Annotated in this window: 9 protein-coding genes and 2 pseudogenes; all 11 read left to right on the forward strand. The window is 43.6% G+C overall.

Going from position 1 to position 13,318, the window contains the following annotated elements; all coding sequences use genetic code 11:
* Positions 1 to 348 precede the first annotated feature (348 nt).
* The 11 genes and pseudogenes from recA (at position 349) to K7I13_RS00725 (ending at position 12,942) form a co-directional block, all read left to right on the forward strand.
* Complete coding sequence (gene recA, locus K7I13_RS00675; RefSeq protein WP_255949380.1) at positions 349 to 1,464, forward strand: recombinase RecA; 1,116 nt, start codon at positions 349 to 351, stop codon at positions 1,462 to 1,464.
* A complete protein-coding gene (gene folK / locus K7I13_RS00680) occupies positions 1,461 to 1,979 on the forward strand; it encodes a 2-amino-4-hydroxy-6-hydroxymethyldihydropteridine diphosphokinase (RefSeq protein WP_255947200.1) in 519 nt (172 codons plus the stop codon). The genes recA and folK overlap by 4 nt, the downstream gene beginning before the upstream one ends.
* Positions 1,980 to 2,032: 53 nt before the next feature.
* Positions 2,033 to 2,809 (forward strand): segregation and condensation protein A, encoded by a 777-nt coding sequence (locus tag K7I13_RS00685; RefSeq protein WP_255947203.1) that lies wholly within the window; start codon positions 2,033 to 2,035, stop codon positions 2,807 to 2,809.
* An 82-nt stretch (positions 2,810 to 2,891) separates the two neighbouring features.
* The gene (scpB, locus tag K7I13_RS00690; RefSeq protein WP_255947205.1) at positions 2,892 to 3,437 is read left to right on the forward strand and encodes an SMC-Scp complex subunit ScpB; all 546 of its coding nucleotides are present in this window, start codon (positions 2,892 to 2,894) and stop codon (positions 3,435 to 3,437) included.
* Entirely contained in the window at positions 3,427 to 4,167 is a 741-nt protein-coding gene (locus K7I13_RS00695) for a pseudouridine synthase (RefSeq protein WP_439647453.1), read from the forward strand. Before scpB ends, K7I13_RS00695 begins: the two co-directional genes overlap by 11 nt.
* Before the next feature lie 131 nt (positions 4,168 to 4,298).
* Positions 4,299 to 6,693: pseudogene (rpsA, locus tag K7I13_RS00700) on the forward strand (30S ribosomal protein S1).
* A gap of 22 nt (positions 6,694 to 6,715) precedes the next feature.
* Positions 6,716 to 8,235: pseudogene (locus K7I13_RS00705) on the forward strand (sigma-54-dependent Fis family transcriptional regulator).
* 3 nt (positions 8,236 to 8,238) lie between these two features.
* Positions 8,239 to 8,940, forward strand: coding sequence for a tetratricopeptide repeat protein (locus K7I13_RS00710; protein ID WP_255947207.1), 702 nt, complete (start codon positions 8,239 to 8,241; stop codon positions 8,938 to 8,940).
* A 180-nt stretch (positions 8,941 to 9,120) separates the two neighbouring features.
* On the forward strand, positions 9,121 to 11,397 hold the full coding sequence (locus K7I13_RS00715; RefSeq protein WP_255947208.1) for an adenylate/guanylate cyclase domain-containing protein: 2,277 nt from the start codon (positions 9,121 to 9,123) through the stop codon (positions 11,395 to 11,397).
* Positions 11,398 to 11,429: 32 nt separating this feature from the next.
* Entirely contained in the window at positions 11,430 to 12,083 is a 654-nt protein-coding gene (locus K7I13_RS00720) for a hypothetical protein (RefSeq protein WP_255947209.1), read from the forward strand.
* Positions 12,084 to 12,252: 169 nt separating this feature from the next.
* Complete coding sequence (locus tag K7I13_RS00725) at positions 12,253 to 12,942, forward strand: hypothetical protein (RefSeq protein ID WP_255947210.1); 690 nt, start codon at positions 12,253 to 12,255, stop codon at positions 12,940 to 12,942.
* Positions 12,943 to 13,318 lie beyond the last annotated feature (376 nt).

The following is a 13,318-nucleotide window of genomic DNA, read 5'->3' on the forward strand; positions in this document are numbered from 1 at the left end:
TCGAGGCGAGGGTTTAATCAGCCTGCGGCTGGTTCTGTAAGGTACTGATTTAGCGGTCGCTTCCGCGACCTGCGAATACCCCAGACCGAAGGTCTGCCCTGCTCTGCGGCGGGGGGGATTTTATACTTTTCCCGGAAAATTGCATGCAATACGTATTTTTCTGTCTGGCAATTAATACAGTTTTGTTGTATCATTGTAGATACTGATTTTTCCTGTTTCAGGTAAAAAAATATTTTTCAATAACTGAAATTTGGCAAAAACTGAAATCGCACCTATAAAAATATATTATTAGGGTATTGGGAGGAAAAGGTGGCGAAAGTGGCAGCAGAATCAAAATCAAATGCGGACATGAGTGATAAGCTCAAGGCTCTTGAAGTAGCCCGTCTGCAAATCGAAAAACAGTTCGGCCAGGGATCCCTCATGAAACTGGGAACAAGCGCCGATACGGCGGGAATTGAAGTGGTCCCTTCCGGAAGCATACTTCTTGATGAAGCGCTCGGAATCGGCGGATATCCGCGCGGCCGCGTTATAGAAATATACGGGCCTGAGTCTTCCGGAAAGACAACGCTGGCCCTGCATGCGGTCGCCGAAGCCCAGAAACTGGGCGGGATTGCGGCTTTTATTGATGCGGAACACGCCCTGGATCCCCAGTATGCAAAGAATCTCGGTGTAAATATTGACGAATTATGGGTTTCCCAGCCGGATACAGGCGAACAGGCCCTCGAAATTGCTGAAAGTCTGGTACGCTCCGGTGCGGTTGACATAATAGTCATTGACTCCGTCGCCGCTCTTACGCCCCAGGCTGAAATTGAAGGGGACATGGGCGACTCCCATATGGGCCTCCAGGCCCGTCTGATGAGCCAGGCCCTGCGGAAGCTTACCGGAATCCTGGGCAAGTCAAAATGCATTATTGTTTTTATTAACCAGATACGTATGAAAATAGGTATTATGTTCGGAAACCCGGAAACAACAACCGGCGGCAATGCCCTGAAATTCTACGCATCGGTCCGCCTTGAGGTCCGCAAATTTGAAACAATTGACAAGGGTGAAGAAAACGCCATCGGAAACCGGGTGCGGGTCAAGGTAGTTAAAAACAAAGTCGCTCCCCCGTTCAGAAAGGTTGAGCTGGATATAATTTTCGGCAAGGGCATTTCCCCGACCGCAAGCCTCCTCGATGCGGCTGCAAAACATGAAATTATTGACAAAAAAGGCGCGTGGTATTCCATCGGCGAAGAAAAAATAGGCCAGGGCAGGGAAAATGCGATTACTTTCCTTGACGCAAATCCTGAATTAAAGGTATCTATCGAAAAACAGCTGCGTGAAAAGCTGTTCCCGGGGCAGAAACTTAAATATGCAAACGCGGAAGAGACTGCGGCGGCGAAAACAGCTGTTAAAAACAGCGTTACTGAACAGCCTGAAGCTCCAAAGAAAACCGCGGCAGCTCCGGACGAAGGATTGTTTTGATCGAGAAACCGCCTGTTGATACTGTTTTATCCCTCGGTTCCAATTGCGGAGACTCCCCGGGGATACTGAAAGAGGCGGTTTCCCTGATAGGGGCCTTTTTGACCGGACTGAACATATCGTCAGTGTATAAAACGGTTCCCCAGGATTGTCCTGACCAGCCTGATTTTCTGAACCTTGCCGTCAGGGGCTGTTTCGCAGAAACAGCGGATATACTGCTCAGAAAAATACAGGGTATAGAAACCGGACTGGGGCGGGACCGTAATACCGAAAAACGTTACGGCCCGCGAACCTTGGACATTGATATCATTCTTTTCGGAAACGCGGTAATCCGGCAGACTGATCTGATTATACCCCATGAAAGAATGAAAAAACGTCAATTTGTATTGATACCGCTTCTTGAGATATATCCCGAAGCTGCCGATCCTGTAAGCGGGGAACCTTTCCGGATTATTCTGGAAAGCCTTCCTGACCAGGGCGTAACAATGGCCGGCAGTTTGTTTTGTCATACCATGTGACAAGACCTTCGGGCCTGCCAGTTGCCGGTAAACAAAACTCCATGGAGTCTATTATGGAAATTGATACAATTGATCAGGCCGCAGAACCGGGAAGTACTTTCAGAATAAAGGATTTTGAAGGCCCTCTGGATTTACTTCTTTTTCTCATCAGAAAAAATGAAGTAAATATTTATGATATACCTATTGCGAGCATTACCGAACAATATCTGGAATATCTTGATTATGCTCTGTCAACCGACCTTGAAAGTCTGACCGATTTTTACGCAATGGCGGCCACTCTTATTTATATTAAAAGCAGAATGCTTTTGCCCGTGGAAATTGCTGCGGATGATGAAGATATTGATGATCCTCGCAGGGAACTGATAGATAAACTGATTGAATATCAAAAGTACAAAAAGCTTTCCGAATTAATGGAGCAGAAAGAAGGCGAGGCTGAATGGATTTTTGAACGGAAAAAAATCCAGCCTGCCCTGCCTTTTTCGGATGATGAGCTCTGGGAAAAAGTCGATACATGGGATCTTCTCAAAACATTTTCCAATCTGATTTCAACATATAATTCAGAGAAAATACTTGATATGTACGAAGAAGTAACCATAAATGAAAAAATCACCCTTTTAAACGAGCTCCTTGAACGGAAAGGAGAATGTTTGTTTACTGATCTGATTGTCAGAAAGGGAAATATAATGGATGTGGTTTGCGCCTTTATGGCGATTCTTGAAGCAGTAAAATTCCGGATGGCAAGTATCTGGCAAAACAGAATGTTCGGAGACATAAAAATAAAACTTTGGGAAAAAAAATCTATCAATGATATGGAAATATCTGTAGAATAACAGTTACTATATGACAGGGGTTAAATAACCCGGGATTGAAAAATTCCATAATATAGCAAAAAATTACACCGAGAGCGGAGATATGGAGTATTCAATGGAAAAGGAAGCGGCCCTTGTTGAAGCTATATTATTTCTTGAATCAGAACCGATAGATGCGGCTTCTATTGTCCGGATTACCGGATTTTCAAAAGAACTGGTTGACGAAGTCCTGAAGAAACTTCAGGAACGGCATTCAAATGAAATGCACGGAATTGAGCTGATCCAGATTTCAGGCGGCTGGACCTTCAGCCCGAAAGAAGAATTCTGGGAAAACCTGAAGGAGCGTTATGGCAGAAAAAATGAAAACCGCCTTTCCCGTGCCGCAATGGAAACGCTTTCCATTATCGCTTATTCCCAGCCGATTACCCGTGCGGAAATCGAGGCCATTCGCGGGGTTTCCGCGGATAATATGATCAGGCTTTTAAGTGAAAAGAACCTGATAAAAGAAGTCGGAAAGAAAGATATTCCCGGAAAGCCGGTCCAGTTCGGGACAACAAAGGAATTTCTCAAGGTATTCAGGCTGAACAGTATTTCAGATCTTCCCAAACTGGATGAAACGGAAAGTGACAGATTCGAACTTGCAAGATAACACCGACGGACAGGAAATCCGCATAGGAATCCGGCTGCAGAAGTATCTTGCCCACGCCGGTATTGCTTCGCGCAGGACCTCTGAACAGTTAATTGCCTCCGGAAGAATCTCGGTTAACGGCAGGGTTATTACAGAGATGGGGGTCCGGGTAAACGAGGGTGATACAGTCTGCCTTGACGGAACTCCAGTGAGCCCTGAAGAGCAGAAAAGGTATATTCTTTTATATAAACCGTCAGGGTACGTATCTTCTCTTTCAGATGAAAAGGGACGGGGCGTTGCCGCTGACCTTCTTAAAAAAAATTACTCCGAACGCCTCTATAATGTCGGCAGACTCGATATGTATTCATCCGGCGCCCTGCTTTTTACCAATGACGGTAGTTTTTCCGCAATTGTCGGACACCCTTCATCCGAGATAGAAAAGGAATATATTGCCGAAACAAGCCTGCCTTATACGGATGAATTGATCGCTTCATTTAAAAAAGGCATCAGAATAGATAGTGTTTTTTATAAATGCAGGGAGGCTGAACGGCTTTCCTCAAGAAAGCTGAGAATTGTTCTTACTGAAGGAAAAAACAGGGAAATCCGCCGGGTAATTGAACATTTCGGATTCAGGGTAAAAAAACTTGAAAGAATACGGATCGGCCCGGTCACGCTTGGCGATTTGAATCCGGGTGAATTCCGCGAATTATCAGCCGATGAAATCAGGATTTTAACTGAAAAACCGGAATAATAACGATATAAATTCCTTTTGCTAAAAGAGGTATGTATAGCCAAATAATCTTAATTATCTGGCTATTTTCGATTGTAAGTGCTTCTGATGTAAAGAATTAACATCAGAAGCTTAAATTAATGGAGTATACCATGGTTATTGCAATTGACGGTCCTGCCGGATCGGGGAAAAGCACGATAGCAAAGATGATCGCGGAAAAACTCGGAATTGTGTTTATGAATACCGGGAGTTTTTACCGCGGCGTTACTCTTGCGCTATTGCGTTCCCTGGGCGGCGCTGCTGACGGGTCGGGGAGTGCTGCTCCCGATTTGCAGGACGAAGAAGCCATAACCGCTTTTTCCGCAACAGTTCCGCTGGATTATATCAACGGCAGCTTATATATTGGCGATGAAGATGTCGAGCGTTATCTCCGCTCGGATGCTGTAGAGGCAATTGTAGCTCCACTGTCCGCAATTGTTGAAGTACGGCATATTGTAAATGATAAAATACGGGAAATAGCCGCAAACCTCAGCCTTGTCTGTGAGGGCCGGGATATGACAACTGTTGTCTTTCCAACCGCCGATTACAAGTTTTTCCTTGATGCGTCAGTACAGGCCAGGGCAAAACGGAGGTTTGATCAGGGGACCAGCAGTATGTCTCTGGCGGAAATAGAAGAGACAATAGCCGCCCGCGATCAAATTGACCGCAATAAAAAGGAAGGAAGTCTTAAAATTGCGCCCGATGCGGTCTATTTGGATACATCGGACTTGACCATAAAGCAGGTTTGTGACATGATACTAAGCAAAATTCAATAAAAGGGTTGGTTATGGATCAGATGGAAGTGGCACAGGATGCATCAAAGGACTCCGGGGAAGACATCCAGCAGACACGATTACAGGAGGAGTACCTCAAGTCGTTTCAATCTCTCGAAGAAGGACAGCTTGTAGACGGCGTTGTTATTCAGGTAACAAACGACCAGGTTTTCGTCGATGTCGGGTACAAGTCAGAAGGGAAAATACCGGTTTCGGAATTTTCAGAGCTACCCAAGGTCGGTGACACCGTCAGTGTTATCCTTGAAAAAAGGAAAACAAGCACGGAGAGGTTATTGTTTCCAAGCAAAAAGCGGATGTCAAGGTTTTCTGGAAGAACCTGCGTCAGGCTTTTCAGGATAAAACACCTATTGAAGGACTTATCGAAAAGACCGTTAAAGGCGGTTATGAGGTAAATATGGGCGCAGGTGTGCGTGCCTTCCTTCCTATAAGCCAGTCCGACAGTCAGAAAGTTGAAAAACCCGAAAAACTTGTAGGAACAAAAAGCTTTTTCTACGTTGAGCGGTTATATTCCGACAACAAAGTAAATGTGGTGGTAAACCGCCGCAAATATCTTGAAGAACAGACTGAAAAAAACCGCGAGGATTTTTTCAATAATATAAAGATAGGTGATTCCGTTACCGGTATTGTTAAAAGCTTTACCAGCTTCGGGGCTTTTATCGATCTCGGCGGATTTGATGGCCTGCTTCATATAAATGATATGAGCTGGGGCCATGTTACCAAGCCGAAGGATTTTGTAAAAAAAGGACAGGAAATTACCCTTAAAGTAATCCGCCTCGATCCCGCTGAAAAAAGAATAAATCTTTCTCTCAAACATTTTACGGAAGATCCCTGGCTCCATTTTGAAGATAAATTCCATGTAAATGATATTGTTAAGGGACATGTTACAAAACTGACTGATTTCGGCGCGTTTATTGAACTGGAAGAAGGCATCGAAGGCCTCGCCCATATCAGCGAATTCAGCTGGATAAAGAAAATAAACAAACCGAGCGATATGGTATCAATCGGACAGGAAGTTGAATGCATGATTCTCGGTTATGACATTCAGGCCGGACGGGTATCTCTGGGACTCAAACAGGTAACCGAAAATCCCTGGGAGGATATAATTGAGAAATATCCTGTAGGAACCAGGCTGACCAGAAAGGTTGTAAAGCTCACCAATGCAGGCGCTTTTATTCAGCTTGAAGACGGTATTGACGGTTTCCTGCATATTGATGACATTTCCTGGACAAAAAAACTGAAACATCCCGGCGCGGAACTTGCTGTTGATCAGGAAGTTGAAGTGATGGTGATTGAAAATGATCCCGAATCCCACCGCATCCGGCTTGGAATAAAGCAGCTCTCTGAAGATCCCTGGCAGTCTTTTGCAGAAACCTATACTCCGGGTACTTCCGTTGAGGGTGAAATAACTTCAATTACGGATTTCGGTGTATTCCTGAAAGTCGCGGGCGGAATAGAGGGTTTGATAAATAAACAGAACCTTCTTGAAAACCGTGATGAAACATTCGAAGATGCTGTCAAAAAATATGCTGTCGGTGATAAAATTAAGGCTGTTGTTGTGGAAGTGAGTCCCGAAAAGCAGAAAGCAGCGTTTTCAATAAAGGATTACAAGAAAAAAGCACAGCGTGAAGAAATTTCACGGTATATGTCTTCAGAAGAAGATAATGACGACGGAGCATATACACTGGGAGATTTTCTTAAAAATAAGTCAAATTGATAGTCTCTAGGTGAGCGGCTTAATGAAGCAGGAAAGTACAATTGATGCAGAAAAACTCAATACGCTCATAGAGATCAATACTTTAATAAATTCAAACTATTCTGATATAAATGTATTGCTGGCTCATATACTTGAGTCGGCAATGCGTCTTATTGACAGTGAATCTTCTTCCATCCTTATTGTTGACCAGAGCAAGGAATTTCTGCGTTTTGAAGTCGCACTTGGCCCCAAAGGATTGGAGGCCAAAAAGCTGATTGTGCAGATTGACGCCGGAATCGCGGGCTGGGTTGTAAAAAATAACCGGAGCCTTATTGTAAACGATGTCGCAAATGATCCTCGGTTTAATCCTACCGTTCAGAATATAACCGGTTACGCGACAAAAAATATGCTGGCCGTTCCTATGCGTGTCAAAAATGAATGCCTTGGTGTTATTGAAATCCTTAACAAGAAAAATGGACTTGATTATACCCAGGTAGATCTGGAAGTTCTTGAAATTATGGCGAACCAGGCAGCGATCGCTTACCAGAATGCCTGGCACTTTCAGCGTTCCCGCGAAGAAGTTTTTGTTCTTCAGGACCAGTTGGCAATGGACCGGGGATATCACACGCTTATTGCCAAAAGTCCCGCAATACTGGAAAAACTTGAAATAATTGAACGTGTCGCGAAGTCCGATTCTTCAGTTCTTATTCTGGGTGAAAGCGGCGTCGGAAAGGAATTGTTTGCTGAACAGATTCACTTGAAAAGCAACCGCGTTCAAAAGCCTTTTATCCGTGTAAACTGCGCCGCAATTCCTGAAGGCCTGCTGGAAAGCGAACTTTTCGGCCATGTAAAAGGAGCTTTTACGGATGCGATCGCTGACAGAAAAGGCCGTTTTGAGGTTGCTGACAAGGGTACTATTTTTCTTGATGAAATCGGGGATTTACCCCTGTCCCTTCAGTCAAAACTGCTCCGGGTAATCCAGAATAAAACCTTTGAAAAGGTCGGCTCATCCACTCCGATAACGGTTGATGTCCGCATAATTGCCGCGACAAACAGGGATATTGAAAAACTTGTTGAGGAACAGAAATTCCGCCTCGATCTGTACTACCGGTTAAACGTTCTTCCGCTTTATATTCCGCCGCTCCGGCAGCGCCTCGAGGATATACCCGCTCTTATGGACTTTTTTATGAAACGGTTCAGCAGGGAAGTAAAAAAAGAATTCCTTGGTTTTTCGGAAGGAGCGATGAGTCTCATTCTGTCATATTCCTGGCCGGGAAATATCCGTGAACTGGAAAACGCCATTGAACGCGCCTGTGTTATAGGCAAGCCGCCGTATATACAGGAAGAAGATCTCCTCCTGAACGTCAAGTCCGTGCCTGACGCCGCGGGACCTCATTTAGTGACAAATCACTGAAAGCCGTTTTAAATGTTTTTAAAAAACATTATATTCAAAAAATTCTCGAAGAAAATGACTGGAATCAAACCACAACTTCACAAGTTTTGGATATTCAGCGGACATATTTGTCCAGATTAATAAAGGAACTGGGAATTAAGGAGAAATAATTTATGGCGCTTAAATTGGCAACAAGTGCACCAAAAAATGTAAAAGACAAAAAGCCTGTTGATCAGGCAGTCAATAATTTTTTAACGAAATACAGGAATATAATTTTAATAGTATTTGCTGTATTGGTTTGTTTCCTGATAGTTTTTGCGGTGTCCGTAATTGTTAGGGAAAATAAAAGCAACACTGCCTTTGACCGGGTTGAACAGCTTGTTTCCGATTTGAATTCAATAAGAAGTTCCTCCAGTGATCAGACTGATCTGCTTTTAAAAGAAGATGCTATTCTTGAAGAATTGGCCGGAATCGCGGCAAAAAACAAGGGAAATTTCGGCGGAGTCCGTGCGAATATGGTTGCCGCTGATGTATACTTTTCCCGGAATGACTGGAAAAACGCCAGAGAAAAATATCTCGCCGCGGGTTCATACCGGCGCAAGGCTTATACCAACGGGCTGAACTATTTTAACGCAGCTGTCTGCGCGGATGAACTTGGAAACGCCGATGAGGCTGTTGATTTCCTGAACAAGGCGGTTTCATTTGATAATTTTCCCATAAAATCCCGCGCGCTTTTTAATATCGGAAGAATTGAGGAACAGCGCATGCGGTATGATGATGCAATTACTGCGTATGAAAAATTAACAAGCCAGTATCCCGATGACAATTGGGCGCTGCTTGCGGAATCAAGAATTATTGCACTTGAAATAAGATAAAATACCCTGCCGCAGAGCAGCGGGGTATTTCGTTCTCCCGTGGAATTGGTCTCAGGTCTAATACAATGAAACCTGCAAAAACTAATATTTGTGTATAGGTTTCTTATAAAAAACGCCGCACAGCGGCGGGGTATTAACGATCACCGCGGATAAATTTTGAAATGCTTCAGGAGGGTGAAAATGATAAAGGATAAATACCGGCGGTTATTCAAAACCCGGAACTTTGGTCTTATCATAGGCTTTATTTTTGCCCTGCTGTTTTGCATGATCGGTTCTGTTTCAGGTTTTTTTGCCGGCATAGAAGCAAAGCTCCTTGATACCTATTTTTCACTGTCAACCAAAAATGATGACAGAAAAATCGCTGATCAGAAAGGCGCATGGTATACAGCCTCAGATGAGAATATTTCCGATGATATCCTGATTTTGGGTATTGACCTTAAAACGCTGCAGCGCTTCGGCATGTGGCCCTTTTCGCGGTCTGTGCATGTTGATCTGATCAATACCATTTCCAGGATAAAAGACCCGTCTGAACGTGAAAAAGTTCTGTTCCTTGATATTTTCTTTATTGACAATTCAGTAACCGATCCCGAAGTCGACCAATTGCTGGCGGAAACCATAGCGGAATCCGGCACGGTATTTCTTGAATCCATTCTGGATTTTTATTCTTTCGGCGAAGTTATTGATGAAGAAATGTTTGCCCGCCAGAGTATCCTTTTTGAAAATATCGGGCTGGTCAGCAATATAAAGGGCGACTGGAAAAAAATCCTGCCCTATTATGGTTTGCAGACGAACCTGCCTGAAATAAATGCCGGGGCAAGCGGTTATGGGGCTGCAAATATGTCCTCGGCATATATTGATAATGTTGTGCGTAAACAGCCCCTGGTTTTAAAATATTCAGTGCTGCTGGGCGAAGCTCCGGTTGAAATGCTTGAACCCGGTTACCCTGTGGATGAATCCCTTTTTCAGCGCCTGGCCTGGTTTGATAAAAAAAATGTTGAACATCAGATAGAACTTCCTCTGACGGAAAAGTCCCTTGAAAAACTGCAAAAGCAGATGTATAAGTCGGCCCCGCCGCTTTATTACTACCTTGATGACGGGATTACGGAGCAGGAAACAAGAGTAGTCGGTGTTTTTGAAGATTTTTTTGTTCCGTCAATTACCTTTTCAATGGCTTTAAAATACTGGGGCGCCACGTATGATGACTGTGAGGTTGTGCCCGGAAAACAGATTACTGTTAACAGGCCGTCAGGTGATCCCATTATTATTCCCGTTGATGATCAGTGCGCTATCTTTATCAATTTTGCGGGACCCGCGTCTTCGCTTGCGGCGGATGGCGTTAAAACATTCCCGGTACGTTCATATTCCGGCTATGTCCGCGACACATCCGATGATCCTGAAACCTGGCCGGAAACCGGCGGGCTCAAAAACAAGCTGGTTATGGTCGGCGCCTTTGATAAGGGTATGGCTGATGACGAAAAACAGACGCCCTTCGGGATGATGTACGGAATTGAAATTCACGCAAATTCACTGAATACAATGCTTACCGGTAATTATATACGGTATATACCTTCCTGGCTGAACACGCTGGCAATTTTTGTGTTGATAATGCTGATTGCGTTTATTGCATCACGGATAGGCAATTTCTGGTCCCTTCCTGTTTCTCTGGTATTGGCGGTCGTGCTTTTCTTTGGCTGTTCAGAACTGTTTGACCGGACCAGCTATTTGTTTAATTATACGATTCCCTTTGTGGGAATGGTTTTTACCTACGTAGCAATTATCCTGTACCGTTCATCAACTGAAGAACGGGAAAAGCGGAAAATCCGGGCAATGTTCGGAAAATATGTCAGTCCCGATGTTGTTTCACAAATGATTGATCACCCGCCGGAACTGGGCGGCATTGACCGCGAGCTGACTGTTTTCTTCTCCGATATACGGGGTTTTACTTCTCTGTCAGAAACGCTCACTCCACAGGAACTGGTCAAGCACTTGAATGTGTACCTGTCGGCAATGACCGATATTATTCTCGAAACCGGCGGAACGCTTGATAAATACGTCGGCGATGAGATTATGTGTTTTTGGGGAGCTCCGCTCGAAGTCCCCGATCACGCGGCCCGTGCCTGCAGGTGCGCCCTGATGCAGAAAGTCAAACTTGCGGAACTGAACGCAGCCTGGCCGCCTGAAAAACAACTCGCTATAGGAATCGGATTAAATACAGGTATTATGACCGTTGGCAATATGGGGTCCGAAGGGAGAATGAATTATACCCTGATGGGGGATAATGTGAATCTGGGCGCCCGGCTGGAAGGAACAAATAAGGTTTACGGAACCATGATCATTGTAAGTGAATATACATATGCAATGGTAAAAGACCAGTTTGTTTTCCGCGAATTGGATACAATCCGCGTAAAGGGAAAAAACAAACCGGTTGTGATTTATGAACTGGCGGGTGAATTATAAGTGAAACGGGTTATTTTTTTGCAGCTTTATTTTTGTTTTTTTGTTCATGCGGTATAGACAATTATATCTATCTGTATCCGGTAACCCTGCTGCTGCATTCGGCAAATACTGATGATGAGCTGAATAATTTTATATCATTCAGGACCCGGGATGAAACCAATCAGGCTGAGAATTCAGCCTATTTTAAGGGATTTGTATTATATTACCGGATTTACAATAACAGCTCGACCCGGTCTTCCGACGTTTCGTCCATAAACAATTACAATGAAGATTATCCCGCTACAGCCTATAACTATCTGATCACCACAAAGAGTTACAGAAAACTGACGGCTGAAAACAGACGGGGACTTGATCCCCTGATCCCCGCGGCCTCAAATAACCGGGATGTTGTAATCAGGTTAACCTATTATGATGACGCTACACCAATTGAACTGTCGGTCGGTTCAACAAGCTATGGCAAGGCGCTCCGCGCCGACAGCCTGGGTCTTCCAAGCATTTTGTTTGAGTTTGATGAAATAAATGATTCCGATGATGATGTTTCCTATAATACAAGATGGGATGATGAAAACGAAAAAAAATGGTATGTCCAGTTTTATGTTATGGCATACGGCTATGATGAAAGCTACAAGTCCCTGTACAGCGAAGTTTTTAATCTCGGATACATTACCATAAAAGATGATACATAAAAAAACGTTTCCGGTTCTGTATTTGCCTGAGGCTCTTACTCTGCCGGAAACCGTTCAGGTAGTTGAATGTGCTGTCTGCCGGCGCTGTGATTACGTATAGTTAATAACCGGTTTTGGTTGTGCGGACCGGATACAATCCGTGTAAAGCGATTGTAGGTTATGTTGGTGGATGATAAAAAGTGAAACGGGTTATTTTTTTGCGGCTTTACTTCTGTTTTTTTGTTCATGCGGTATAGACAATTATATCTATCTGTATCCGGTAGTTCAGGCGCTTAATATTCCTTCGGATGTAGATGAAGTATATAATTATGTATCATTCAGGACCCGGGATGAAACCAATCAGGCTGAGAATTCAGCCTATTTTAAGGGATTTGTATTATATTACCGGATTTACAATAACAGCTCGGCCCGCTCTTCCGACGTTTCGTCCATAAACAATTACAATGAAGATTATCCCGCTACAGCCTATAACTATCTGATTAGTATAAAGAGTTACAGAAAGCTGACGGCTGAAAACAGACGGGGACTTGATCCCCTGATCCCCGCGGCCTCAAATAACCGTGATGTTGTGATCAGCCTGATCCATCATGACTTACGGCCTGATGGAATAACTGTCGGTGCCGCAAACTATGGTATGGCGCTCCGCGCCGATAACCTGGGCCTGCCAAGCAATCTGTTTGAGTTTGATGAAATAAACGATTCTGATGATGATGTTACTTACAACACAAACTGGGATGATGAAAATGACAAAAGATGGTATGTCCAGTTTTATGTTATGGCATACGGCTATGATGAAAGCTATAAGTCCCTGTACAGCGAAGTTTTTGATCTCGGATATATTACTATAAGAGACCTGTGATATCCGGCTTCCGGATTCTCCATGGATTATTTTTCTGAAATATCGGCTGTTTTAAATTTGACAGAAGGAAAATAAAATCTTAAATTTAAGATATAGTCTTATTTAGTCCTGAAAAGTATTTTTTCCAGTTTTTAATAATCTGTTTCCCGTTTCTGTTTTATCTGTGCCGGCACAATTGTTGGAAACAGACAATTAAAAATATTGTATTTAAAAAATTGCCAGAAATTAATACGTTAATTTCTGGCATTATTTTTTGACCGGACAGGAGGTATCCGGCTTCACATATAAAAGCAATACCGGCTATGGAAATTCAGAAAAAAAAATGATATACTGAATTTCTGATCATTAAATAATAAAAATTGAAAAATAATACGAG

The sequence above is a fragment of the Brucepastera parasyntrophica genome (assembly GCF_022376835.1).
Taxonomy (GTDB): Bacteria; Spirochaetota; Spirochaetia; order Treponematales; family Treponemataceae; genus Brucepastera; species Brucepastera parasyntrophica.

Excerpts from the sequence above, each read along its gene's own strand:
- K7I13_RS00715 (WP_255947208.1), top strand. The coding sequence starts at position 9,121 with ATGATAAAGGATAAATACCGGCGGTTATTCAAAACCCGGAACTTTGGT.
- K7I13_RS00725 (WP_255947210.1), top strand. The coding sequence starts at position 12,253 with ATGATAAAAAGTGAAACGGGTTATTTTTTTGCGGCTTTACTTCTGTTT.
- K7I13_RS00685 (WP_255947203.1), top strand. The coding sequence starts at position 2,033 with ATGGAAATTGATACAATTGATCAGGCCGCAGAACCGGGAAGTACTTTC.
- scpB (WP_255947205.1), top strand. The coding sequence starts at position 2,892 with ATGGAGTATTCAATGGAAAAGGAAGCGGCCCTTGTTGAAGCTATATTA.
- K7I13_RS00710 (WP_255947207.1), top strand. The coding sequence starts at position 8,239 with ATGGCGCTTAAATTGGCAACAAGTGCACCAAAAAATGTAAAAGACAAA.
- recA (WP_255949380.1), top strand. The coding sequence starts at position 349 with ATGAGTGATAAGCTCAAGGCTCTTGAAGTAGCCCGTCTGCAAATCGAA.